Source organism: Aliiglaciecola aliphaticivorans, from assembly GCF_054782055.1.
In genome coordinates this window covers 157,166-182,074 of record NZ_BAAGTF010000010.1, presented here as the reverse complement: position 1 = coordinate 182,074, position 24,909 = coordinate 157,166, and the positions used below count along the sequence as shown (strand labels likewise).

Annotated in this window: 24 protein-coding genes, 1 tRNA gene and 1 other RNA gene; 12 read left to right on the top strand and 14 right to left on the bottom strand. The window is 40.5% G+C overall.

Going from position 1 to position 24,909, the window contains the following annotated elements; genetic code table 11:
• Positions 1 to 48: 48 nt before the first annotated feature.
• On the bottom strand, positions 49 to 1,056 hold the full coding sequence (locus ACYVIL_RS06160; protein WP_460311912.1) for a LacI family DNA-binding transcriptional regulator: 1,008 nt from the start codon (positions 1,054 to 1,056) through the stop codon (positions 49 to 51).
• 146 nt (positions 1,057 to 1,202) lie between these two features.
• On the opposite strand from ACYVIL_RS06160, the gene ACYVIL_RS06155 reads away from it, so the two are divergent.
• The 3 genes from ACYVIL_RS06155 (at position 1,203) to ACYVIL_RS06145 (ending at position 5,942) form a co-directional block, all read left to right on the top strand.
• Entirely contained in the window at positions 1,203 to 2,984 is a 1,782-nt protein-coding gene (locus ACYVIL_RS06155) for a sodium:solute symporter family transporter (RefSeq protein ID WP_460311911.1), read from the top strand.
• Positions 2,985 to 3,060: 76 nt separating this feature from the next.
• Complete coding sequence (locus ACYVIL_RS06150) at positions 3,061 to 5,124, top strand: DUF4962 domain-containing protein (RefSeq protein ID WP_460311910.1); 2,064 nt, start codon at positions 3,061 to 3,063, stop codon at positions 5,122 to 5,124.
• A 53-nt stretch (positions 5,125 to 5,177) separates the two neighbouring features.
• The gene (locus ACYVIL_RS06145) at positions 5,178 to 5,942 is read left to right on the top strand and encodes a 2,5-didehydro-3-deoxy-L-galactonate 5-reductase (RefSeq protein ID WP_460311909.1); all 765 of its coding nucleotides are present in this window, start codon (positions 5,178 to 5,180) and stop codon (positions 5,940 to 5,942) included.
• 106 nt (positions 5,943 to 6,048) lie between these two features.
• On the opposite strand, the gene ACYVIL_RS06140 is transcribed toward ACYVIL_RS06145, so the two are convergent.
• The 3 genes from ACYVIL_RS06140 to ACYVIL_RS06130 all read right to left on the bottom strand — a co-directional run bounded on the left by ACYVIL_RS06140 (position 6,049) and on the right by ACYVIL_RS06130 (position 6,841).
• Entirely contained in the window at positions 6,049 to 6,354 is a 306-nt protein-coding gene (locus tag ACYVIL_RS06140) for a hypothetical protein (protein ID WP_303473730.1), read from the bottom strand.
• 221 nt (positions 6,355 to 6,575) lie between these two features.
• A non-coding RNA gene (locus ACYVIL_RS06135) (RtT sRNA) lies at positions 6,576 to 6,711 on the bottom strand.
• Between the two features lie 45 nt (positions 6,712 to 6,756).
• Positions 6,757 to 6,841, bottom strand: a tRNA-Tyr gene (locus tag ACYVIL_RS06130).
• Between the two features lie 97 nt (positions 6,842 to 6,938).
• Between ACYVIL_RS06130 and ACYVIL_RS06125 the strand changes: the two genes are divergently transcribed.
• The 6 genes from ACYVIL_RS06125 to ACYVIL_RS06100 all read left to right on the top strand — a co-directional run bounded on the left by ACYVIL_RS06125 (position 6,939) and on the right by ACYVIL_RS06100 (position 11,439).
• Complete coding sequence (locus ACYVIL_RS06125; RefSeq protein ID WP_303473731.1) at positions 6,939 to 7,409, top strand: VC2046/SO_2500 family protein; 471 nt, start codon at positions 6,939 to 6,941, stop codon at positions 7,407 to 7,409.
• Between the two features lie 117 nt (positions 7,410 to 7,526).
• On the top strand, positions 7,527 to 8,519 hold the full coding sequence (gene trhO / locus ACYVIL_RS06120) for an oxygen-dependent tRNA uridine(34) hydroxylase TrhO (RefSeq protein WP_303473732.1): 993 nt from the start codon (positions 7,527 to 7,529) through the stop codon (positions 8,517 to 8,519).
• Between the two features lie 67 nt (positions 8,520 to 8,586).
• Positions 8,587 to 8,835: an EF-hand domain-containing protein gene (locus ACYVIL_RS06115; RefSeq protein WP_460311908.1), complete on the top strand. Its 249-nt coding sequence runs from the start codon at positions 8,587 to 8,589 to the stop codon at positions 8,833 to 8,835.
• Between the two features lie 87 nt (positions 8,836 to 8,922).
• Positions 8,923 to 9,540, top strand: coding sequence for an FMN-binding negative transcriptional regulator (locus tag ACYVIL_RS06110; RefSeq protein WP_460311907.1), 618 nt, complete (start codon positions 8,923 to 8,925; stop codon positions 9,538 to 9,540).
• A gap of 34 nt (positions 9,541 to 9,574) precedes the next feature.
• Positions 9,575 to 10,045, top strand: coding sequence for a Cys-tRNA(Pro) deacylase (ybaK, locus tag ACYVIL_RS06105; RefSeq protein ID WP_460311906.1), 471 nt, complete (start codon positions 9,575 to 9,577; stop codon positions 10,043 to 10,045).
• A 197-nt stretch (positions 10,046 to 10,242) separates the two neighbouring features.
• The gene (locus ACYVIL_RS06100) at positions 10,243 to 11,439 is read left to right on the top strand and encodes an MFS transporter (RefSeq protein ID WP_303473737.1); all 1,197 of its coding nucleotides are present in this window, start codon (positions 10,243 to 10,245) and stop codon (positions 11,437 to 11,439) included.
• A gap of 163 nt (positions 11,440 to 11,602) precedes the next feature.
• Here ACYVIL_RS06100 and ACYVIL_RS06095 read toward each other — a convergent pair whose 3' ends face one another.
• From ACYVIL_RS06095 to ACYVIL_RS06075, 5 genes are all read right to left on the bottom strand, one after another.
• The gene (locus ACYVIL_RS06095; protein ID WP_303473738.1) at positions 11,603 to 11,950 is read right to left on the bottom strand and encodes a VOC family protein; all 348 of its coding nucleotides are present in this window, start codon (positions 11,948 to 11,950) and stop codon (positions 11,603 to 11,605) included.
• Between the two features lie 15 nt (positions 11,951 to 11,965).
• A complete protein-coding gene (locus tag ACYVIL_RS06090) occupies positions 11,966 to 13,285 on the bottom strand; it encodes a DEAD/DEAH box helicase (RefSeq protein ID WP_460311905.1) in 1,320 nt (439 codons plus the stop codon).
• A gap of 2 nt (positions 13,286 to 13,287) precedes the next feature.
• Positions 13,288 to 14,388 (bottom strand): tetratricopeptide repeat protein, encoded by a 1,101-nt coding sequence (locus tag ACYVIL_RS06085; protein WP_460311904.1) that lies wholly within the window; start codon positions 14,386 to 14,388, stop codon positions 13,288 to 13,290.
• Positions 14,389 to 14,604: 216 nt separating this feature from the next.
• A complete protein-coding gene (locus tag ACYVIL_RS06080) occupies positions 14,605 to 15,261 on the bottom strand; it encodes a CoA transferase subunit B (protein ID WP_303473742.1) in 657 nt (218 codons plus the stop codon).
• Positions 15,261 to 15,974 carry a CoA transferase subunit A gene (locus ACYVIL_RS06075; RefSeq protein ID WP_303473743.1) on the bottom strand — a complete coding sequence of 238 codons (714 nt, stop codon included), beginning with the start codon at positions 15,972 to 15,974 and terminating at the stop codon, positions 15,261 to 15,263. The genes ACYVIL_RS06080 and ACYVIL_RS06075 overlap by 1 nt, the downstream gene beginning before the upstream one ends.
• Positions 15,975 to 16,083: 109 nt before the next feature.
• Here ACYVIL_RS06075 and ACYVIL_RS06070 point away from each other — a divergent pair, with 109 nt between their 5' ends.
• Entirely contained in the window at positions 16,084 to 16,989 is a 906-nt protein-coding gene (locus ACYVIL_RS06070) for a LysR family transcriptional regulator (protein WP_303473744.1), read from the top strand.
• Here ACYVIL_RS06070 and ACYVIL_RS06065 read toward each other — a convergent pair.
• Both ACYVIL_RS06065 and ACYVIL_RS06060 read right to left on the bottom strand, forming a co-directional pair.
• Complete coding sequence (locus ACYVIL_RS06065; RefSeq protein WP_303473745.1) at positions 16,973 to 17,740, bottom strand: hypothetical protein; 768 nt, start codon at positions 17,738 to 17,740, stop codon at positions 16,973 to 16,975. The two genes, ACYVIL_RS06070 and ACYVIL_RS06065, sit on opposite strands and share 17 nt — an antisense overlap.
• Positions 17,741 to 17,791: 51 nt before the next feature.
• Entirely contained in the window at positions 17,792 to 18,499 is a 708-nt protein-coding gene (locus ACYVIL_RS06060; protein ID WP_460311903.1) for a sensor histidine kinase, read from the bottom strand.
• Between the two features lie 174 nt (positions 18,500 to 18,673).
• Here ACYVIL_RS06060 and cysB point away from each other — a divergent pair, with 174 nt between their 5' ends.
• Positions 18,674 to 19,648, top strand: coding sequence for an HTH-type transcriptional regulator CysB (gene cysB / locus ACYVIL_RS06055; RefSeq protein WP_216046411.1), 975 nt, complete (start codon positions 18,674 to 18,676; stop codon positions 19,646 to 19,648).
• Positions 19,649 to 19,685: 37 nt separating this feature from the next.
• Here the strand turns inward: cysB and ACYVIL_RS06050 are convergent, their stop codons facing one another.
• The 3 genes from ACYVIL_RS06050 to pabB all read right to left on the bottom strand — a co-directional run bounded on the left by ACYVIL_RS06050 (position 19,686) and on the right by pabB (position 23,208).
• Entirely contained in the window at positions 19,686 to 21,059 is a 1,374-nt protein-coding gene (locus tag ACYVIL_RS06050; RefSeq protein ID WP_303473747.1) for an L-serine ammonia-lyase, read from the bottom strand.
• A 117-nt stretch (positions 21,060 to 21,176) separates the two neighbouring features.
• Positions 21,177 to 21,770 carry a CoA pyrophosphatase gene (locus ACYVIL_RS06045; RefSeq protein ID WP_460311902.1) on the bottom strand — a complete coding sequence of 198 codons (594 nt, stop codon included), beginning with the start codon at positions 21,768 to 21,770 and terminating at the stop codon, positions 21,177 to 21,179.
• Positions 21,763 to 23,208: an aminodeoxychorismate synthase component I gene (pabB, locus tag ACYVIL_RS06040; protein ID WP_460311901.1), complete on the bottom strand. Its 1,446-nt coding sequence runs from the start codon at positions 23,206 to 23,208 to the stop codon at positions 21,763 to 21,765. The genes ACYVIL_RS06045 and pabB overlap by 8 nt, the downstream gene beginning before the upstream one ends.
• Positions 23,209 to 23,333: 125 nt before the next feature.
• Here pabB and ACYVIL_RS06035 point away from each other — a divergent pair, with 125 nt between their 5' ends.
• Entirely contained in the window at positions 23,334 to 24,854 is a 1,521-nt protein-coding gene (locus ACYVIL_RS06035) for a fumarate hydratase (protein ID WP_303473751.1), read from the top strand.
• Positions 24,855 to 24,909 lie beyond the last annotated feature (55 nt).

Genomic DNA, 24,909 nt, shown 5'->3' with positions numbered 1-24,909 from the left:
GACATCATTTACGTTTAACCATACTCCCTCGAAAACTCACTGTAATGATTAAACTTGTTTACAAGATAACCTTTTTATTAAAGAACATGGGATCATGATCTTTTCCGAAGTGGGGGTTTTACTGTTAATGTTGTTTAGCAATAACTTAGTCGCTTGTCGTCCAATTTCGTAGGGGTTTTGCGTGATAACCGTGATTGGCACCTTAAAGTATTCCGCCATTGGTATATCATCAAAACCTAGCAAAGAAACATCGTCAGGGATGACGATATTAGCAGCATTCAATACTGATAATAATTCCGTAGTAATGGCCAAATGTTGTGTAAAAAACACGCTAGGTGGATTTTCCGTGTGTAAATACTCTATTGGCGATTGTTCAAATCCAGTTTCTCGGTGCCAATATTTAATGAGGCTTTGATCCATTGGAATAGCATGCTTTTGCAAGGCATCTACATACCCAAGAAATCGATCTTTTCGCGACTTAACTTGATTGAAATCTTGGGTTACAAAGCAAATTCGCTTGTGCCCTAACTGAATAAGGTATTCGGTTGCTTCAAACGCCGCTTTTCGATAATCGGAAATAATAATATTCTTTTCTTGGCCATCATGTTCTAACTGGAAATGCACTATGGGTAAGCCGTTATCACTGTATCGATTAATTAAACCTGTATTCTGCCCAGATGACGCAATAATAATCCCATCTACTCGTAATTGATTAAGGGTGTCTAAGGATTTTGCTTCTACCTTTGGATCCACATCCGTGTTGTAAATTAATAAGTTGTACTCACTATTTTTACAGTAATCGTCAATGCCTCTGATGGTTCGGCTCGTATAAAAACCGGTTATATCGCGAACAATTACACCAATGGTTTTTGTCTTATTCATTTTAAGGCTGCGGGCAATGGGGTTGGGGACGTAATCCAGTTCGCTAATGGCTTTTTGGATCCTCAACTTTGTTTTCTCTGACATATAATCGAAACGACCATTCAAATATTGAGAGACGGTACTATTTGACACTCCAGCTCGTTTAGCCACATCAATAAGTTTTGTTTTTGCCATTTATTTATTTCTTTAAAAAGTACTAATTGGTCGGATATTGACATTTTGCAACAATATGTTAACTTAATCAACTAAATCGTTTTAGTAAAACCTTTTAGTTTTTATATCTTATTGATAATGTTAGATAATGTTTCGAGAGGAAAAGTGTGGAAATTTCTAATATTGAATACCTGGTAATTATTGGTTATCTAGCGTTAATTATTATCGTTGGTTTTGTTTTCAAAAAGTTTTCAGCCAATACAGATGATTATTTTAAAGGCGGCTGTAAGGGCACTTGGTGGTTAGTGGGTAGCAGCGCCTTTATGAGTGCGTTTAGCGCCTGGACGTTCACAGGTGCAGCAGGTATCGCTTACGAATCTGGCTTTTCCGCCATGTTTATCTTCTTTGGTAACGTCCTTGGCTTCTTCGTTAATTTTCTGTTTATGGGGCCATGGTTACGACAAATGCGAGTGACCACCTTTCCAGAGGCGATTGCCAGTCGTTTTGGTGAAACTACCCGGGATTTTTATGCCTACTACGAGGTCCCCATTCGTATTTTATATTCCGCAATGGCACTTTACGGGCTGGGCATATTTTGTTCCGCCGTCTTTGGCTATGACATCAACTACGTGATAGTGGTGTGCGGCATTGTGGTATTGCTCTATTCGGCAACGGGCGGTCGCTGGGCGGTAATGGCCACCGACTTTCTACAAGGGTTAATCTTGGTGCCTTTAACCCTAATTGTTGCTTGGTTGTGTTTGGATGCACTTGGGGGCGTGGGCAATTTATTTGCAGAAATAGAAGCACAAGGTCTCAGTGAAGAATATAGCATGGTCAATTCTGCGACTTTATTTGGAGGGGCGTACACTTGGGGCTGGGCTAGTGCAATGATGGCAAAACAATTCATTGTGTTTAATTCTATGAATGCTGCACCACGTTACTTTTCTGTAAAAGATGGTAAGGAAGCCCGCAAAGCGGCCTTGTTTTGTTCAATATTAATGTTATTAGGCAGTCTGATTTGGTTTTTACCACCAATAACCGCGCGACTTCTCTATCCCGAACTGGTAATGGCCTTTGATATTGCTAAACCGGCAGAGGCCAGTTACGCCGTGGCTAGCATTAGCTTGTTACCGCTGGGATTGGTTGGCTTGATAGTCGTGGCTATTCTTGCTGCAACTATGAGTTCTATGGATACAGGTTTGAATACGAATGTAGCCATTTTAATTAAAGATATCTATCCAAAACTGGCTCGCAGATTACGCTGGCGGTCTAAAGGGGAGTTGGAACTCTTAAACTACGGGCGGATGTTAACTTGGGTGATGGGCTTTCTAATTGTTATTTTAGCTCTGTATTTTGCACAACAAGATGGTTCAGGCATTTTTGAGATCATGTTACAGGTGGGCACTCTGCTATCTATGCCCATTACAATTCCGCTGTTGCTTGGCATGTTTATTCGGCAAACACCATGGTGGGCAGCACTGTCTTCTATCGCTTGCGCGTTAATATTTTCTAGTTTGGCATTCTTCGAAGTTCCCTTAAGTTACTTTGGATTTTCCCAAGCTTATAGCGATGGGTTTGATTGGAACTTCCAACAGCAATTTTTTGGGGTGTTGGGTACAGGCACATTTGGCTTTCTAATCTCTATGTTGTTTGCACCAGATGCCAACTCCGCACATCGCAAAATGGTTGATTTGTTTTTCAAAAACATGAAAACACCAATCGATTTTGAAAAAGAAATTGGAGAGGGGAATGATTTAAGTCAATTAACCGCAATAGGTCAGTTTGGCGCGGCAGTAACAGGGTTTATCGCGTTAATGTTGCTTATCCCAAATCCACTAGAAGGCAGAATCGCGATACTGGTGCTTGCAATCATTATTGGAGTCATCAGTGCGTTAATGCTTAGAGCCGGCAGATCATCAGTTAGGCAAGTTAAATCCCCTCCGTCTTAGGTTAATTGATGGCGAATGATTATTTAACAGCTTGCAGCTTATCTATGAAAATGAATTTTGATTACAGGAAGAAACCATGAACTATTTGCTTATCAACGAACAACTCGATGCCCTTAAGGCTGAGATTAAGACCACTCGCAAAGAGCATTTGACTCGTCTTATTGAGCAGTGTCGGTTGTATGAAGATGAGGTACTTTCAAAAGACCATCCCAAAACCAGTATTACCTATATGGGAATGGCCGCTGCAAATTTAAGTTTGGCGTACTTGCTGACTGAACAGGAGCATTATCTGATTGAGGCGAAGCGTTGGATTTTCACCGCCGTAGATTACGATGTATGGGGATATGGTTTCCTCGTGGATGTTGACCTTAGTGCGTCGTGGATGTTGTTTGGACTAGGATTATCTTACGACTGGCTCAAAGATCATCTAACGGAAGAGGAGCGCACTAAGTTTCTTAACAAACTAATTTTACAGGGAAATAAAATATTCGACTATGGTCAAGAAAACCTTGGCCATTGTTGGTCTACAAATTATTGGCAGAATCATAACTGGATAAATTATTCAGGATTGTTGACCACGGCTTATGCTATTCGCCCTGAGCATGAAGGTGCACAGCTATGGATTGACGAAATTAAGGATAACTTCGACAAAGTTTTTGATTATTTACCTGAAGATGGCTCTAACTACGAAGGTACAGGATATTGGCGATTTGCAATGAACTTCTTCTTAGTCGCCGCTGATCTGATCCGCAAAGATGGCGGCACGGATCACTTTAAAACCGGCTTTATGGAAAATACATTTGACTACCGCCTGTACCAATCAGCGCCGAATTGGGAAGAAAATATTAACTTTGCTGATGTACACGACAAGCGCAGTTCCCATTCCATTTGTGCCTATTACAAGATTGCATCAGAGTACAACAATGGCCAAGCGCAGTGGTTAGGGGAAATGGTCCGGACTAAATTTCTGTTTAGAGAAGCCTATCAAAGTAAAATTTTTCCTGGGATCCTGCCTGAGGCGTTTCTTGAATTGATATGGTACAACCCTGAAATAGAGCAGCAATCACCGGAAAATTTACCCCTCACTAAATATTTTCCTGATCTTGGACTGGTAGTGATGCGCTCAAGTTGGGATACGGATGCTACCCATTTATCCTTTAAATCGAGTCCTGCTGGAGGTCATAAACAATGGGAAATGAGTTGGGAGCTGGATAAAAAGAACGATTGGAAGACCCGTAGCCTTACTCATTATCATGTAGATTTTAATCAATTTGTATTGGTGCATAATGGCGCCTCTTTAGTGATTGATGAAGGCTACAATCGAACATCTAAGGCTGAAATTCATAATCTGGTGACCGTGGATGGTACCGGCTGCGTAGGTGAAAAAATATGGGAAGAAGGGGATTTGAGTGACCCTGTACTTTTTGATTTAAACTGCAAAGGAATCCATAACGTTTGGCGAGATGTGCCGGAAGAGGCCATTGCCCAAGTGGAAGCTTTTTCTAATGAAGGTGGTTATACCTATGTCGTTGGTGAATCCAGTCGTATGTACTACCCAGAAATGCAACTTACCCGTAACGCCAGGCATATTATTAACAGTGAGTGTGGGTATTTCATTTTATTAGATGAATTGGAAAGTCAGTTGGAACATACCTATACATGGCGAATTCACTCTGAAAAGTATGCCCATAAAATTGCTGAAAATCAGTTTGAGATAGTCAATGGAGAAGGGGCCTTGAATGTGTTTACAGTATTTCCGGAAGCCCGTAAGACAAAAATTGACGAGACGTTAGTTGAAGAGATCATGACTCCTCAACGGCCCGACGACATACGAAGAATTAGTTTAAAAACTCTGTTAATTGAAAATCAGGAAAAAAGTAAGAACACCTATTTCTTGAACGTTTTCCAACCTAAAGATGCAATTCAATCAGACCAGAATCGTGATATTTCAATACGATCCCTTAAAGGAGAAAACTGTATTGGCGTTGAAATTACGTCAAAACAGTTCGTTGAAACCTTTTTATACTCTAGTGACAATAAAATAGCCTACGGCGATATTCATGGCCAAGCGAGGTGGATATCTATCTTACGAGATAAAGCCGGTAAAATTGTTAAAACAACAAGTTACGATGGTGTTTGATAAAAGGTTACTGAAAAATTAACTTAAATGAGATTTATTATTAGGAAGAGTAAATGTTAGATCAATTTAGTTTAGAAGGAAAAGTTGCTTTAGTAACCGGCTGTAAGCGAGGAATAGGCAAAGCAATTGCGTTAGGGTTTGCCGCTGCTGGCGCTGACATTATTGGTGTTTCAGCAAGTTTAGAGCGACAAGGTTCAGAAGTAGAACAAGAAGTGAATGCTCTTGGCCAAAAGTTTAAAGGTTATCAATGTGACTTTTCAGACCGTAAAGCACTGTACAAATTTATCGACGAGGTTAAATCGGACTTCCCCCAAATTGATATTCTTGTGAATAATGCTGGTACGATATTACGCGCACCGGCCGCTGAGCATGGTGATGAACTTTGGGATAAAGTAATTGACGTCAATTTAAATTCTCAATTTATTTTAAGCCGTGAAATTGGTAAGGAAATGGTTGCTCGAGGTCAAGGGAAAATCATCATTACCGCTTCTTTATTGACCTTTCAAGGTGGCATTACGGTTCCTGGCTATGCCGCCAGTAAAGGCGCCATTGGCCAATTAGTTAAAGCCTTATCGAATGAATGGGCGGGTAAAGGAGTGAACGTTAATGCCATTGCACCAGGTTTTATCGATACCGACAATACGGAAGCTCTACGCAATGATCCAGCTCGTGCTGCCAGTATCCTCGAACGCATTCCTCAAAATCGATGGGGAACCCCTGAGGACTTTAAAGGGCCGGCTGTATTCTTAGCTTCTGAGGCGTCTAGTTATGTCAACGGTACTGTTCTGCTAGTTGATGGCGGTTGGATGGGAAGATAATCAGCTGGCAAGGTGATGCAATCATCTAAAATTAACTGTCCTTTGGCCTACCTAATTCACATTTTTGGCAATTAGGTAGATCACCCGTATTCTCAGTCCAATCTGCTCATTGTTCTTTTGGTTTTTGACCAATGGGCGTGCCATCTTTTTTGCAAATTGTATCAAACTCATCGCGATAGTAACGCAAGTTAACACAAGCCTCTTCATATCTGAGCTTAGCCGTTAGCGCTTGCTGAGGATAATCTGTTTTTTGCATGACTTTACGCAGTCTTTCACAATCTTGATGTTGTTGTTTAACTTCCAAAATTTCTTCGCAGGGATTGTCGTTACTCACACAGGCAGATAATGCAATTATGCAAACGCAGGTTCCAACAGTTTTTATTATTTTTTGAAAAGGACGGCAATAATCCATGGAATACTCACAGCTGATTGAAATTCATCAGAAACGTTACTTTCTTTCACCTTAACCGAGTAAGGCGGAAAAAGCCATTGAATAAAAAAGTTACCTGCCTGGGTTACACAACAAGGACAGACAAAATAGTCGAACTGCGGATCGCTGCTTCTCGTCCGGTCCCTTCAGGGAAAAATTTATTTTTGCGATTTGAGTTTAAACGGATGTCGTTTAAAGAAAAGTGGTGGAGGGGGCAGGATGACTTCGGACATCCTGTCCTACGCCCTTCGGGCCATGCTGCGCATGTTCTATTTTGTTCCAGACAAAATAGTCGAACTGCGGATCGCAGCTTCTCGTCCGGCCCCTTCAGGGAAAAATTTATTTTTGCGATTTGAGTTTAAACGGATGTCGTTTAAAGAAAAGTGGTGGAGGGGGCAGGATTCGAACCTGCGAAGGCTGAGCCGGCAGATTTACAGTCTGCTCCCGTTGACCGCTTGGGTACCCCTCCAAAGAGGCGCGTATACTAACAGGAAAATTGAGTCTGTAAATAGAATTAAAGATTTTTTTTTAATTAACGATAAAAAGTAGATTAAAAGGAAAATACTTTGGCTGTTGAAATTACCCCAGAATCTAAAGTGGTTGCATCCGATCTTGAATGGTCTGGAACCCTCAATCGTGCCTTGCAGCAAGGGGAAAAGTTCGCATTGTTATTGGCAATGTTGGAAGACAATTATCTGCAACGCCCAAACATTCATGACGAAGACCATGAGCCTAGCCATTTTCCTAGTAGTATTAGCAAACACCACTATCCGCAAACGCCACTTGAAGCAGAACCCCGAGACTGGTCATTTGCGCGCACCACAAGTGAGCTAATGACACAAAATATCAGTGACGCTATTCTTTGGCAAAAAATGCATCCCCAGCCATTGGCCACCTTGAATGATGCGAAAAGAATTGAACCCGAAGTGATTATTAATTGTGGTTTTCAAACTCAACAACGATTCCATTGCAATGAAGCAAGCAAAATTGATGTAGATGAAACCAAACTCTACGATATTTTAAATGGAATGAATTGATTAGTTATATTTAACCTTAATGAAATTATGGTTTTTGCAAAATTATTACTAGTTGGTATAATCCGCGCCGCAAAAATATGCTTTGGTTTTACGTTCCAATTCGCAAAAAGGTAAAATATGTCTAAATTCATTGTTTGCGCAATGTACAAATTCGTTGCGCTTGAAAATTATAAAGAAATGCGTCAGCCACTCCTTGACGTGTTAGAAAGTCACAATATCAAAGGAACTTTGCTACTTGCTAGTGAAGGTATTAACGGCACGGTATCTGGTACTCGGGAAGGCATTGATAGTCTCATTGCCTACCTCAATAGTGATATCCGCATCAACCCCATTTCCTGTAAAGAATCTCTGGACGACGTGCAGCCGTTCTACCGCACCAAGGTGAAACTCAAAAAAGAGATTGTCACTATGGGCGTTGAAGGAATTGACCCGCAAAAAACAGTAGGGACTTATGTGAAACCTGCCGACTGGAACGCGTTAATATCCGATCCAGAGGTGTTACTTATCGATACTCGCAACGATTATGAAATTGAGATCGGGACGTTCGAAAACGCAGTCAATCCTAAAACTGACTCATTTCGAGAGTTTCCACAGTACGTTGCTGATAATCTTGATCCTAAAAAACATAAGAAAGTTGCTATGTTCTGCACAGGTGGTATTCGTTGTGAGAAATCGACTGCGTTTATGAAAGAACAGGGATTTGAAGAGGTTTATCACTTAGAGGGTGGGATCTTAAAATATTTAGAAGACGTTCCCGAACAAAATACCATGTGGAAAGGGGATTGTTTTGTCTTTGATAACCGCGTGGCGGTTGATCATAAATTGCAAAAGAGCCATTACGAAGCCTGTTATGCTTGTCGTTTACCTATTACTGAAGAAGATAAACAGACGCCAGAGTATGAACCAGGGGTAAGTTGCCCTAAGTGTTTTGGCAAACATACAGAAGAGCAAATAGCACGTTTTCGTGAGCGTGAGAAGCAGGTGAATTTGGCTAAAGAGCGAAATGAAGAACATGTGGGATCAGAAGCGAGAAAGGCAACAAAACTCCGTCGACAACAGAAAGCCGCTGAGCGCAGAGAAAGACGCATAGCAGCAGGTAAGTCAGCATAGACAGACGCAGTTATATCGCGTTAAACTGATGTTTGAATTAATTTAGTAAGTATTATAAGACTTAAATATGACCGACAAAACACCATTGGATGACAGCAAAATTGCTGAAATTCGCAAAGAGTTCGATTTTTTTGACCATGATAAAAACGGTCAAATTGATTTACCTGAGTTTATTGAACTTTTAACCATTCTTTCGCCAAAAACGAAAGCGAGCCATGTGCAAGAAGGGTTCTCCCTTATTGATGAAAACAACGACGGGTTCATCGATTTCGAAGAGTTTTTAGAGTGGTGGCAAGAAGCGTGGTGGGAATATTAATTCCATAGATTGATAAATCTATATAAGGGCCCCGTAAGGGGCTTTTTTATGTTCGATAGTGATAATGTGATCTAAGGAAAGCTATTCATGCATGTTGAGAAACATTTTCAACTGACAGATCTCGGTGAGTTGCAAAATATCATTGCACAAAATAGCTTTGGACTGTTGGTAACCGCCGATTTAAATGCTACTCATTTACCCTTTGTTTGTGAGTTAGACGAAAACGGTAAGCTTTGGTTGTATGCCCATATGGCGAAGGCCAATTCACACTGGAAAACCATTGATAATACCCGTGCACTAGTCGTGTTTAACGGGCCTCATGCTTATATCTCACCTAGCTGGTATGATAAGAAACCCGCAGTGCCAACCTGGAATTATGTGGCCGTTCATTGTTATGGTGATATTCATTTGTTGGACGAAAGTGAGACAGCCATAAGAATGCACCAATTGGTATCTCACTACGAACCCAGTCTATTGAAAGATGAGGTCACAATGCCCGAGGGGTTTCAACATCGTCTGCGTCAAGCTGTGATCGGTTTTAAACTTGAAGTAAATGACGTTCTAGGAAAAGAAAAGCTGGGGCAACATCGTAGTCATGAAGATCAAGTTGGCGTGTTATCAGGCTTAACCAATAGTACAGATCCCATGGCAAACCTATTAGCTGAATATATGCAAGCTCGTAATCTGGGGAATGGCGAAGCCTAATTGGTAACTTACTTAATAGAATGAGTATTGGAAAATGACACCGGCAATCAACCTGGCCAAAAAACGTAAAATTCAATTTACTGTTCATCAATATCAGCATGACGCAGATGCTAAATCTTTCGGTTTAGAGGCTGCTGAAAAGCTCGGTTTAGATGAGGAGCAGGTGTTTAAAACTTTGGTAGTGGAGTTTGATGGTAAAGAATTAGCTGTCGCCATTTTACCCGTCAATACCAGTTTAAATATGAAGTTAATGGCCAAAGCTCTGGGCGTAAAAAAAGCTCAGATGGCCAATAAAGCCGACGTGGAGCGAACTACGGGTTATGTTATAGGGGGCGTGAGCCCTTTAGGCCAGAAGAAGCGGCTGAAAACCATTATTGATGGCAATGCTCAAAAATTTCCAACGATTTTCGTCAGTGCCGGGCGAAGGGGGTTAGAAATTGAATTAGCAGCCGATGATATGATCAGCTTGCTGGGTGCAAAATACGCCCAAATCAGCCAACACTAGAGTGCTTTGGCATTATTCCATGCAATTGAATTCGGGTTCATCTAATGCGTTTTGAAATTAGTTATTTAGCAGCGAAGAAAACAAAGTAATTGTAATACAAGCTGTTTAACTTATTACACCGTTAGTCTTGGAAACTGCTGTTGGGTGTATAAATGTCTGTTATTATTCATCTTTCGATTTAATTGTTAATTGTTGTAATGAACTCAATGCCATCTACTCGCTCCCTTTTTTCCTCTGCCATTTTAATACTAGGCATTTTCTTGATCGCTGCCAATCTGCGGGGCCCCATTACTGGAATTGGTCCAGTATTAGATCAAGTTATTGATAGTTTCCAACTAACAGCTTCGCAGGCGGGGATGTTAACCACATTACCGTTACTGGCATTCGCTGTTGCTTCGCCGTTGGCTCCAAGTTTAGCGAAACGATATGGCCTTGAAATATCCTTATTTGTTGCGCTGGCCTTAATCGGTTTTGGACTTGGTATTCGCTTGTTCGACTCAGTGATTATTCTTTACCTAGGTACTGCAGTCATTGGTATAGGAATCGCCATAGGTAACGTGTTATTACCCAGTTTAATTAAACGAGACTTTCCCCATAAAGTAGCGGTTATGACCTCAGCATATGTATTAGCAATGGGAGTGTTTGGAGGCAGTTACTCTGCTGTGATCATTCCATTGGCTGCTTATCAGGATTTCGGCTGGAAAATGGCCCTAGCCAGTTATGCTTTAATCACATTATTGGGCCTTATAGTTTGGTTACCTCAGTTAAAATTACATACCAAGCCTACCAAAGATCTTACCCAGTCTTTCACTAAAGGGAAGATTTGGCATCATGCCATTGCGTGGTATGTGACCTTGTGTCTTGGTCTCAATTCTTTTTTTACTTATATAATAATTGCTTGGTTACCTAATATATTGATCGAAGGAGGGCAGGAAGCGCAAAAAGCGGCTGTCTATCACGGCGTATTTTTAATAGGTTCAGCTGTACCTGGAATTATCTTAATACCATTATTATCTAAACTAAAAGATCAAAAAATACTGGCGCTATTGTTAGCTATTTTAGGATTCCTATGTGCCTTAGGGTTACTGTATCTACCTAGTTTTGCTTTGGTCTGGTCTGCCACGTTAGGTTTTTGCTCTGGAGCTATTTTTATCTTAGGTTTGTCTTACATCAGTTTGCGCACCCACAATTCAAGACAAGCGGCTTCGTTATCTGGAATGGCACAGTGCATTGGTTATTTATTGGCAGCTATAGGCCCAATGTTTGCCGGGGGGTTACATTCGTATTTCAGCAGTTGGGCACCGGTCTTGTGGCTATGCGCCTTAGCGAGTTTGTTATGCGGTGTGTTTGGTTATTTAGGTGGTCGAAACATCAGTTTACATGAACATGCTTAATGCCTGTGAAAGCGGCTTTTTGCGATAGCTGAACGGACAATAAAGGAATCAAAACCAATTCAAATAGGAACAGATACTCAATTCCTAATTAGAATTAGATGAAATTCAAGGTATAGATAAAGTGGTTTTCGTCAGATCAGGTCTAAATTTCAAGAGATTAATTTCATAAATGATTGAGTTGGGTTATGTGGAGCAACTCGCCAACCGGCCCCCAGAGATAAAACACCTGACCCCAGGACTCAGTTTGAATTTCCGATAGTTTTGTCTTGTGTTCGGCATTTTGAGCAAGAGAGTAGGCTTGTTCGATATCCTCTACACATATCTGTAGCATCAAATTTTCGGCTAACTGTTGATTATAGAAACGTTGAATAAAAAAATAACATTCCCCATTTTTGCACAAAGTTAGATCATCGCTGGCGAATTCACAATCGAATCCCAATTGTTGATAAAAACCTATGGAGTTTTCATAATCTAAACTGGGTATAAATACTCTTATATCTTCAACTTGCATGGGATTTCGATTCTCTTAATCTTCAGGCTCGGTAGGTCGGGCTTTTTTACGCATGGGAATGTGACCTACATCAACGCCTTCTTGGGAACGGATCCGTTTTTGTGGTTTAGGCGTGCTTTGTTGTGCTACTTTTTTGGTTTTTTTCTGTACGGCACCTTTTAATGCTTTTTGCTTAGCAGGTTTAAGTCCTTTGAATTTTCCTTCAAGCCCCTCAAACTCACTGAAACTTATGCTTTGTTGTAAGATACCCTTGATGGCAATAAAACTCTGCCAATCTTTAGGGCCAACAAGAGAGGCTGCATTACCTTTACTGCCTGCTCGGCCCGTGCGTCCAATTCTATGAATGTATTCGTCTGCCAATTTAGGCAGATCGAAGTTGATAACCCATTCGACTTTACGTAAATCTAAGCCCCGCGAGGCCACATCCGTGGTAACCAATACCTGATGTTGACCACGACTAAATGAGTTCATAATATTACTACGTTGAGATTGAGTTAAACTCGCGCTCAAGGCTGCACTATCTATGTTATCAGCCGTTAATAGTAATGATAATTTCTCGGTATCTTCTCTGGTGGCAGTAAATACAATTACTTGCTTGTTGTCGGCATTTTTTAGCAGTTTTTTGAGCAGTAAAATTTTATGATCTAAATGATCTGCTAAGTAAAATTGTTGTTCGATGTCGAGATGTTGTTCTCTAGAGTCACCGACACTTATGCGTTGCGGTGCATTCAACATACGTTCTGTTAAGTAATGCAATTCTGCTGAGTCTAATGTGGCAGAAAACATCATTGTTTGGCGCTTTCTATGATCTGCACAGCGGTCTATTAATTTTAACTCATCGGCGAACCCGAGATCTAACATGCGGTCTGCTTCATCTAGGATAAGTAGTTCAAGACCATTCAAATATAGACTTTTGCCTTTAACATGATCCGCTATTCTGCCCGCTGTCCCTACCACAAATTGCGGGTTTCGTTTAAGGGCTTTCACCTGATCATTAAAATTTTCACCGCCTAAAATGAGGGTGGCAAAAATATTTTGATTGGCAATCAACCATTTGAGCTGCATAAATACTTGTTTAGCTAACTCTCTAGTTGGCGCTAGAATCAATACTCTGGGATCTTTTCTACTTAACGCTCGTTGTTTAAAAACCCGTTGCAGCGCTGGAATTAAAAACGCTAGTGTTTTCCCCGACCCAGTTTTAGATGAAGCAAGTAAATCTTTGCCTAGCAAGCCTTGTCCAATGGCTTTTGCCTGGATTTCGGTGGCTTCTTGAAAGCCTTTTACTTCTAAGGCTTTTAAAATTCGATGGTCTAAGGGGAAATCATTAAATTGCAAGGTTAGTTCTCTTTTAAGTCTTGGAATTGAGCTAGTTGAGATATTAACACAGAGATGTAATTATCATCCGAAAACTTCTCCCAATTACACATTGGATATAAAGTTTTTAAGCTATCTCGCTGTACTTCATTTTTAATTGGTATCTCAGCTTGCCAAGCTAAACCATAGGTACCGATAAGTTCTGCCAGAACATCTCTCAGGGCTTTATCTTTTAATAACGTCATATTAGCGCTTATAGTGTCGGTTGATGCAGCTATTTTAGTACTATCAATTCTCGCTTCATAAATGGCTTTTAATATTGCAAAGTAAGCAGTCCGACTGCCGCTTTGAGAACGTTTTAATTTTCGCTTTATACGATCAGATAGACGGGCGAATAAATCTAATTTATCTTGATACAAAAAACTTAATAATAGATTTTCCCCTGATAATACTTCACCAGAACGACGTTGGAGTTTTTCATTGAGTTTTAAAGCTTCACTGAAATGTACTTGTGCTTGTGGATATTTTTTTTCGATTAAACTGATATTTCCGAGCCCATTTTCAACAATAGCAAATACCGATGCGAGTTCGTGTTTTTCTGCTATTCCTAGGGCAAGCTCATATAATATCCTTGCTGTTTGAGTATTACCCAATCTTAGTTCCACAATAGCTAAATTCATTATGGGTATGACTTTACCCACTTCCGTGCTGTTATTGTTAGCGCTACACAGGTAACTTATTTTGGCATCCAGTAAGAATCCTGACTTACGCATCCAAATGCCAAGGCCATTTAACCAGGTTGTCCGGTTTGTTTTGGAAAAGTCAGTGTTTTGTAGTTTGCTAAGATGAATTAGTGCATCTTGAATTTGATCTAAGTCTGCGACTCTGATTGACGCAATCATTTTTGCATCATACCAATCGGCTAAAATTTCATGGTTGCTGATGCGCAATAAATGCTCTTTGTTACTTAAAATAGCCAATGATCTCTCTGGTAACACAGATAAATAATCTCTAGCTTCTTGCAACTTATCTTGAATAGGCATGGCAATCATTTGTTTATTTGCAAAACACGGAAAAACAAATACCCAATACAACGCTGTGCTTAATATTCCTTTTTTCAACATAAATCTCAAACTAATGGTTGTTTAAAAATAATCGTGGCCTTTTAGTAGGATTGTAATTGAACCTGGATTAAAAGTAATCAAATTAAGTTAATTGAGAGGGGACAAAAAGGGGCAAATCAAAGGATTATAGCAAACATTCAAAGGGAGGAGCTTGCATGTAAAATAGTGTCGTTGAGGGCAGGGAACATATCCCTCAATGACACTTTAAAACGCGACTTAAAATACCATTTCTTTTACTGCATCGCTGACCACTAATTTACCAGCAGTTTTTTCTTTCACTTCATCAACAGAAACGCCAGGAGCAAGTTCTAATAAATGAAATGCGCCGTCTTTAACTTCTACTACGGCTAAATCGGTAATAATTTTATTGATGCAATTCACACCAGTAAGTGGGAGGGTACAACTTTCCAATAATTTTGAATTGCCATATTTATCTGCATGAGTCATTGTTACAATGATATTTTTAGCACCTGCTACTAAATCCATTGCCCCGCCCATACCTTTTATTAGTTTTCCAGGGATCATCCAAGACGCGATATTACCACTTGTATCCACCTCAAAAGCACCTAATACAGTGAAATCTACATGGCCACCTCTGATCATCGCAAAGCTTTCAGCTGAGTTGAAAATTGATGCTCCGGTGATTGTTGTGACGGTTTCTTTTCCAGCGTTTATCATATCTGCGTCTAGCTGCTCTTCTGTTGGGTTGGGACCCATGCCTAAAAGGCCATTTTCAGACTGCAACATTACAGCGATATCTTCAGGCACATAATTGGCCGCTAGTGTTGGAATACCAATGCCGAGATTAACATAATCTCCGTCTTGAAATTCTTGAGCTACGCGCATAGCAATTTGATCTCGCGATAAAGCCATTAGATATCTCCTTTGGTTGTTGCAACAACACGACGTTCAATGCGTTTTTCAAATTCACCTTTAATCACTCTATTTACATAGATACCAGGGGTGTGAATTTGACTTGGTGGAATAGCACCAGGTGGCACAATTTCTTCTACTTCAACTATGGTGATTTTCCCCGCAGTTGCTGCCATAGGATTAAAATTCTGGGCTGTATGACGGTAAATACAATTTCCAAAAATATCTGCTTTCCAAGCTTTAACGATAGCAAAATCTCCGGTAATTGACTCTTCCAATATATAAGGGCGACCATTAAATTCTTTAACTTCTTTGCCTTCACCTACCGGAGTACCGTAACCCGTTGCCGTATAAAATGCAGGGATCCCAGCTCCACCGGCGCGCATTTTTTCAGCCAAAGTGCCTTGCGGAGTCAGTTCAACCTCTAATTCTCCATCTAATAGTTGCTTTTCAAATAGGGCATTTTCTCCTACGTAAGAGGAAATCATTTTGCTAATTTGTTTATCTTCAAGCAACAAGCCTAAACCGAACCCATCTACGCCACAGTTGTTTGAAACAACGGTAAGATCTTTGGTTCCCATTTTTTTGATCTGGGCAATTAATCCTTCCGGTATGCCACACAAACCAAATCCACCGGCAATCACAGTCATACCGTCTTGCAAGCCTGCTAACGCGTCTTCATAGCTGGTAACAACTTTATTAAATCCGCTCATAAAAGCCTCTTCTTTACAAAAATTTAACTTAGTATTAATCCAACTTGAATTAAAGTAAAATTGATTTAATATGCTTATTAATAAGTTTTATTTATTAATTGGTGCGAACATGTTGTCCTATAAACAATTGCAGTGTTTTATTACATTAGCTCGCTCTAGTACGTTTGCTGAAGCAGCGGAAAAAGTACATCTTTCACAACCCGCTTTATCTACCTCCATCAAGAAATTAGAAGAGTTTTTGGGAGGGGCATTATTTTCACGTACTACTCGCAAAGTTCAATTAAGCCATGAAGGCAAAGAATTTGTACCTATTGCTAAACGTTTAATGCACGATTGGGAAACGGCCATTGCCGATATGCAAGATTTGTTTGCCATGCAAAGGGGGCGGCTAACAATTGCAGCTATGCCATCTTTTGCGAGTAGTATTTTACCGGGGGTATTAAAGTCTTTCCATCAGCGCTGGCAAGATATTAACTTAACCATTCGTGACGTTGTGATGGAAAATGTGATTGATTCCGTGCGCGAGGGTCGTGCCGAAATTGGCTTTACTTTTGAGAATGATCAGTTGGACGGCTTAGATTTCTATCCTCTAATGACCAATAAGTTCATCGCCGTAGTTGCCGCAAACCATCCACTTTCAACAAGTGCAAAAGTCACTTGGCAACAATTATGTGAGTATCCATTTGTGGTGTTGAACCGAGGATCGTCTGTACGAAAATGGATTGAAAATTTTGCCCGTACAAATCACATTAATTTGAATATAGTGGCGGAGGCAAACCAATTGGCAACCTTAGGGGAGTGCGTTAAGCAAGATATTGGTGTATCCGTTGTGCCGGGCATTTGTCAGCAACAATTTAGTCATACTGAGCTGGTATGTCTACCCATTGAAGGTGAGAACCTCATCCGTCGAATAGGGATGGTTAAGGCGTCTCGAAAGTCTCTGTCGGTGCCAGCTGAAACACTGTGGCAGTTGTTGATGGAAAAAGGTGAAAACGATATTACCACTTTTTCTTAGGGGCAAATAACTCATCTAGTTCGTCTCTTTCTTCTTCTTGCTTTTTCTGCCTGTCTTTAGCATTGGCATTGCGTAGGTTATCTTGAATAACTTTTAAGCGATCTTCTAGGGCCGCTTTACGCTCAATATTGTATTGGTCAGGTTGGTTTTGTGCTTCCAGAGCGGCAATGGCCTTTTCAAAGTATTGACGAGCGGAGCCTAACATATTGGATTGTAACGCGGTGTTACCCCGTTTCGCCAATGTTTCTACATTCACTTTAATTTGCAGAGCGGAAAGTTGTCTATCTTCTACGCTATATAATTGGGTGTCGACTTTTCCCTTCGCATGCTCTGAACGCAACAGCGAACGAAATTTTTTCACAGCTTGAATATATTGAATCACCATCTTGTCACTATCAGGTAAAACAAAGTTATCGTGACTTGGAGGCGGGGATTCCATATCAACCATTTTTAAACGGTCTTGGCTCTGTTTTATCCGCTGTTTTAACTCCGGAATACCAGGGTTGAGCTCATACATAATTTTGAGGGCATTTAGAATTCGATTTTGTAACACAGCCACTAAACGTTGAGATACAGGAATCGTATCGACAGTCATTAGGATATCTTCCGTCTCATCAATTACCGATTTTTGTTTGGCAATCTCAGTCCGTTTTTCAGCCTCGATTTTTTCTTTGTGCTGTTGCAATGCGTTTACCACAATTGCAACCACAACTAACGAGACGATTAAAATTATTATGATAGGAAAAATCATTTAGCCTTTAAATCCTGTAACAACTGACTTTTTGTTCTATAAAACCGGACGTTAAGGCAACTTAAGTGTAAAAACACTGCCGCCTAATGTTCCGCCATTGGATAACAATATCTCACCTTTTTTATCACCTCTGCGGTGAGCTGAAGCGATTAATCTAGCAAAAAATATTCCTAATCCTGTTCGACCGTTAACCAATTTAATATCCTGCATTTCAATTTTATTGTTAACTAACATTTTACTGGGATAACCTTCACCATCATCTTCTACTTTAATAAATAACCAATCATCTTCTTCATAGGCAGAAACTAACAACTTAGAACTGCCATAGCGTATTGCATTTACCAAAATGTCATTTAATAAAAGATGAATTAAATCTTGGTCTAAATAACGTACTAGCCTTGGTGTCTGTTCTATTTCAAGGGTCATATTTTTATGTCCCAAATAATGTTCATGGGTAATAAAAATGTTTTCCAATAGATCGTCAATAAAACACTCATCTTCATTTATCGGCAGATTTTCCATTTCCGCCCTATATAAAGACAAAAGTTGTACTAAACCCGTATTTAAGCGTGATGATTCGTAGTGAGCATTAGATAATAACTGCTGTGCAGCGCGATTTTCCGGTTCAATCGTTTTATTTAGACCATCAATAGACTGTTGTAAGAGATTTAGTGAACTTTTCATGTCGTGTACGGCAGCGGCTAGTACGGTGGAAAAGTCGATTAATTGTTGCTCTTTTACGGTCACTGTAATACTCATTGAACTGGGCTACAAAAGATTTAGTATCCCTGAACTAAGGGATATTTACCAAAAATTTTACTTAACTGGAATAAAAAAGCAGATTTTTATTAAAATTTTTTGGAATTAATGTAACCTACAGTAAATATGTTTTGCATATATGTATATGTTCTCAAAGGCACTTGGTTAATAAAAATGAAATTACAGCAACTAAGATATATTGTTGAAGTCTTAAACAACAATCTGAATGTTTCTGCTACTGCAGAAAATCTATACACCTCACAACCGGGGATAAGTAAACAAGTTCGCATGCTAGAAGATGAACTCGGCGTCCAGATTTTTGGTCGCAGTGGTAAACATCTAACTCATGTCACTGATGCTGGCCAAGACGTGATTAATATTTCACGAGAAATCCTGGCTAAAGTAGAAAGTATTAAAGCTGTAGCCAGAGAACACACTTTACCTGATCAAGGTAAACTAAATATCGCGACTACTCATACCCAAGCACGTTATGCATTACCTGATGTGATAAAGGGCTTCATGGGTAAATACAAAAAAGTGTCATTGCATATGCATCAAGGTACACCTTCGCAAATAAGCGATTTGGCAGCTAAAGGTGAAGCTGACTTTGCAATCGCTACCGAAGCTTTGCATTTGTATAATGACTTAGTGATGTTGCCTTGTTATCACTGGAACAGAAGTATTATTGTTAATCGCGATCATCCCTTAGCGAAAAAGACCACAATTACTATTCAAGACATTGCTGAGTATTCATTAGTTACCTATGTGTTTGGATTTACTGGACGTTCTGAATTAGACCAAGCGTTTGACCGTGCAGGTTTGGAACCTAAAATAGTGTTTACTGCGACAGATGCTGACGTAATTAAAACCTACGTAAGATTAGGCGTTGGAGTAGGGGTCATTGCCTCAATGGCAGTAGATGACAAACTGGATAGTGATTTGGTGAAAATTGATGCCAGCCACTTGTTCGAATACAGCACCACCAAAATTGGTTTTAGAAAGGGCTCTTTCTTACGTAGCTACATGTATGAATTCATCGAACGCTTTGCGCCTCATCTGACTAAAGACGTGGTAGAACGCGCTATGATGCAAAAGAATAACGATGAAGTAGAGAAAATGTTTAAAGGACTTACGTTACCCGTTAAATAACGGGTAACGTTTTATGTTTAAGAGTGAGTATGTAACGCTAACACTCTATTATGTTTACCGCTAAACCGCCTCGTGCGGTTTCTTTGTATTTAGACTTCATATCGTTACCCGTATCCCACATGGTTTTAATGACTTTATCTAAGGATACTTTGTGTTGGCCTGAACCTCTTAAAGCTAATCGTGAAGCGTTAATTGCTTTAATTGCGCCCATGGCATTGCGCTCTATGCAAGGCACTTGGACTAAGCCGCCTACGGGGTCACAGGTGAGCCCTAAATTGTGTTCCATACCAATCTCTGCGGCATTTTCCACCGCATCAACTGATCCACCGATAATCTCGGTTAATGCACCTGCGGCCATTGAACAAGCAACACCGACTTCACCTTGGCAACCCACTTCTGCACCAGAGATGGACGCATTCTTTTTATACAAAATTCCAATTGCCGCTGCGGTGAGAAGGTATCTTGCAGCCGTGGGCTTTTCAACTTTGCGGACAAATTTGTCAAAATAACACAACACTGCGGGAATGATACCAGCAGCGCCATTAGTCGGTGCTGTTACCACTCTACCTCCGGCCGCATTTTCTTCATTTACTGCCAACGCAAAAAGATTCACCCAATCCATGGCTTGCATTGGATCGGCTGTTTGTTCCGTTTCTAATCGACGGTAAAGGGCGGGGGCACGGCGAGTCACTTTCAGTCCACCAGGCAAAATTCCTTCAGTATGAATTCCGTTATTAACAGACTCCAACATGACCTGCCAAATTTCCCATAGCTTGTCGATCACGTCCGCTTTAGGTTGCACGGTGGATTCGTTCTCTAACATTAATGCGCTAATTGAAAGACCGTTTTCTTTACACTGTTTAATTAATTCGAACGAGCTTGCGAAGGGGAAAGGTAGAGGTTTTTGTTGTTTTTCCAACGACATGTCTTTAACAGATTGAAAATCTTCTTGTTTGACTATGAAGCCGCCACCGATAGAGTAGTAGGTTTGGCTAACAACGAGTTGGTTATCTTGATAAGCATGAATTGTCATGCCATTTGAATGCAAGGGTAAGGTTTTACGGCGATGGAATACAATCGCGCCTTCACGGGGAAATTTGACCTTATGTGTGCCGTTTAAATTGATCTGTTGAGATTGTTCAATTTCCGATAGCCATGTATCAACCTTCGACACATCAACAGTTTCTGGATCGAAGCCCAGTAAGCCTAAAATGACGGCTTTTCCTGTACCATGACCTTTTCCAGTCTGCCCAAGTGAGCCAAATAATTCTACACAGACTTGATCAACGTTGGAAAGCAAATTGTCTGAAGAAAGTTGCTGACAAAAGGCATTTGCGGCGCGCATCGGTCCTACTGTATGTGAACTCGATGGGCCAATGCCAACACTAAACATGTCAAAAACGCTGATCATTACCGTATTTTCCTCACTTTAATAAATATCATAATACTATGCTGATAGTTACTCAGGAGGGCAAGTGGTTGGCGGGGATTTTTAAACGAGAATTGTTAATGACAGCGTAAATAAAACTTATACAGTCTCATCGAGTGACTCATAGTCAATGTGATTTGATAGCAGTCTTACAAATGACGCTGTTGCACCCCAAATAGTTTTATCCTGCCAAGTGATAAAATAAATTGGTTGCCTAACCCCTTTACGTTTCGTCCAATGAATAAAGTGGTTTTGTTTGTCCATAAGATGCAAAAATGGCACTTCAAACACATTGTCAACTTCATTTCTATCCAAAGTCAGTTCAAATTCAGGCTCAACAAAACTTAAAAATGGTGTCACTTCAAAACGACTAACGGTACGAAATTTCGGAAGGCTACCAATTAAGGTTATTTTATCCGCCGTTAGTCCAATTTCTTCTTCTGTTTCACGCAGCGCGGTATGGGCTAGATCAGTATCGCTTTTTTCTAATTTACCGCCCGGGAAACTTACCTGACCAGGATGATTCTTTAAATGCATTGCGCGTTGAGTAAATAATACTGTTAACTGGTCTGCTCGCTCTATAATCGGGATCAGTACAGCAGCAGGTTTGCCTACTTCAGTTAAGGGAAAATCTGCTTCTGGTTTGATTTTTCTGATATGTTGAAAGCGACGAACAAACTCTTCTTTATTCATAGTCGTTTTCCAATATGGGTAAAATTTTCGACACCTTATCTAAACTTTCTTGATATTCTTCTTGAGGATTTGAATCTAATACAATTCCTCCGCCTGCCCAACAATATATCTGCGAATCTTCGCATAATAAAGTGCGAATACAAATACTTGTATCCATATCACCGTTTCTATTTATATAACCAATACTGCCACAATAAATATTACGTCGATCTGGTTCTAATTCATCAATTATTTCCATCGCTCGTATTTTAGGCGCTCCAGTGATTGAACCACCTGGAAACGCGCCTTGTAACAAGCTTAGGCTATCATCATAGCTATTTAAGGTTCCTGTGACTGTGCTAACAAGGTGATGAACGGCTTCGAAGGATTCAATGGCAAAAAGCGCTGGGACTTGAATAGAGTGATCTTCACATGACTTACTCATATCATTTCTTAACAAGTCCACAATCATCAGGTTTTCTGCACGGTCTTTCTCTGAATGTTTTAACGCTTCAATATTTTGTTGATCAGTTTGTAGGTTGGTTGAACGCGGACGCGTGCCTTTAATGGGTTGGCTTTCTACAAATCTGTTTTTGGCTTTTAAGAATCGTTCTGGTGAAATGCTTAAAACAGTACTGTTAACTAACTGAATATAAGCAGAGAAAGGCGCTCGATTAGCTTGTCTAAGCCGCAAGTAGCCTTGCCAGGTCGAACCATTGAACTGGGCGTTAAAACGTTGTGCCAAATTGACTTGATAACAATCACCGGCGTGTAAGTAATCAAGAATACGCTGCAATTTAATAATATAGTCAGCCTTTGACATATTGGATTGCCAATTTGTTTTCAATTCCCATGGTAATTGCGTTTCATCAGGGGCTGGACTCATAAACACGTTTTCAATTTCTTGTTTACTTGGCGAGGGGAGGCCAGGGATATCTGTCAGGTAAAACAATCCTGTGTGATTATCTTTGATCACACTCCAACTATAAATTCCCACAGCCATGTCTGGATTGTGATGGCTATTTTTAGCCAAGCTAGGCAAAGTTTCATAACATCGTCCTAAATCATAACCAAAATAGCCTATGCCACCAGAGGTAAAAGGCAATGGTGTTTCGGTTTCCATCGGCGCTGGGGGCTCTTTTGGTAGACAAGATTGCAATAACGACCGCAAAATACTGATTGGCTGACCGTCTCTTTTTACTGTCTTTTCTGTGGGGATGTATTCATCTAAGGGATCATAAAAATACTCTATTTCGCATACATTTTGATAGGCAGTTATCGCCGCGATGGGATCAGAGACTACAATATCAAAGCGTGCATTTTTGTGTGTACTTTTAGCTGAATCGAGCAATATTGACCATTTAGTTTGGCAATAATGGGCAAACAATTCCGTAATGTCTGTTGAAGAAGGAATAGCAAGTGTTTGAATACGAGAGCTTTTACAAGCGCTATGCTGCATGGAAATTTTACCAACAAATTTAAATTATACGCGTTTAGCGATGGAGCAATTGATTCCAAGAGGGTATCATATTGGCGGATATTTAAGACACAAAAAACTTCCCTACAATTGATTTAGAGGCACCTATGGCACTCATTCGTCAGCAAGATTTAATTGATAGCATTGAAGATGCATTACAATTTATTTCCTATTACCACCCTATAGATTATGTAAAAGCGGTTGAAGCAGCTTACAACAGAGAACAAAGTCAGGCAGCAAAAGACGCTATGGCTCAGATACTGATCAATTCTCGTATGTCAGCTGAAGGCAAACGTCCCCTTTGCCAAGATACAGGTATCGTAACTTGTTTTGTCAAAGTTGGAATGGGCGTGCAGTGGGATAAGACTGACATGACCATTCAACAAATGGTTGATGAGGGAACTCGTCGCGCTTACCTTAATCCAGATAATCCACTTCGAGCATCCATCGTATCTGATCCTGCCGGTGCTCGTAAAAACACTAAAGATAATACCCCAGCTGTAGTCCATATCGATATGGTACCAGGTGAAGGTATTGAAGTGATGATTGCGGCCAAAGGCGGCGGTTCTGAAAATAAATCAAAAATGGTTATGCTTAATCCAAGTGATGATATCGCTGATTGGGTGGTTAAAACTTTGCCAACCATGGGCGCGGGTTGGTGTCCTCCTGGCATGTTAGGTATAGGTATTGGTGGAACAGCTGAAAAAGCAGCGGTATTGGCCAAAGAAAGTTTAATGGATCCCGTTGATATTCAAGAGTTAATGGAGCGGGGCGCTGAAACGACTGAAGAAAAACTGCGTTTAGATATTTTCAAAAAAGTAAATGACCTCGGTATTGGGGCGCAAGGTTTAGGCGGCTTGACAACAGTAGTCGATATTAAAATTAAATCAGTGCCAACCCACGCGGCTTCAAAACCCATCGCCATGATCCCCAACTGTGCCGCCACGCGACACGCACATTTTCACCTTGATGGCAGCGGACCCGCAGAATTGACGCCACCTAAATTAGAAGACTGGCCAGATATTACTTGGGAAGTGGGCGACAATACCCGTCGTGTAAATCTCGATACCGTCACAAAAGAAGATATTTTGGACTGGAAAGTCGGAGAAACCGTTTTACTCTCAGGCAAAATGTTGACTGGTCGTGATGCCGCCCATAAACGTATTCAAACCATGATGGATAATGGTGAGGGTTTACCAGAAGGGGTTGACCTAACTAATCGCTTTATTTATTACGTGGGGCCTGTTGATGCAGTGGGTGATGAAGCTGTTGGTCCTGCAGGTCCAACAACCGCCACTCGTATGGATAAATTTACCGACATGATGTTGGAGAAAACTGGTTTAATGGGAATGATTGGTAAAGCTGAACGAGGGCCTGCGACGGTTGATAGTATCGCTAAACACAAAGCGGTTTATTTAATGGCAGTGGGTGGCGCAGCGTACTTGGTATCAAAAGCGATTAAAAAATCTCGTGTCGTTGCTTTCGAAGATTTGGGTATGGAAGCAATTTACGAATTTGATGTTGAAGATATGCCGGTAACCGTTGCCGTTGATAGTACCGGAGCCAATGCTCACGAAACGGGTCCAGCTATTTGGAAAGTGAAAATTGAGGATTTAAACAAGGCATAGTAAGCCTCAGTTTAGTTGTTCCAAGAGTGCATCTCGCCTGAGATGCACTGCTTTT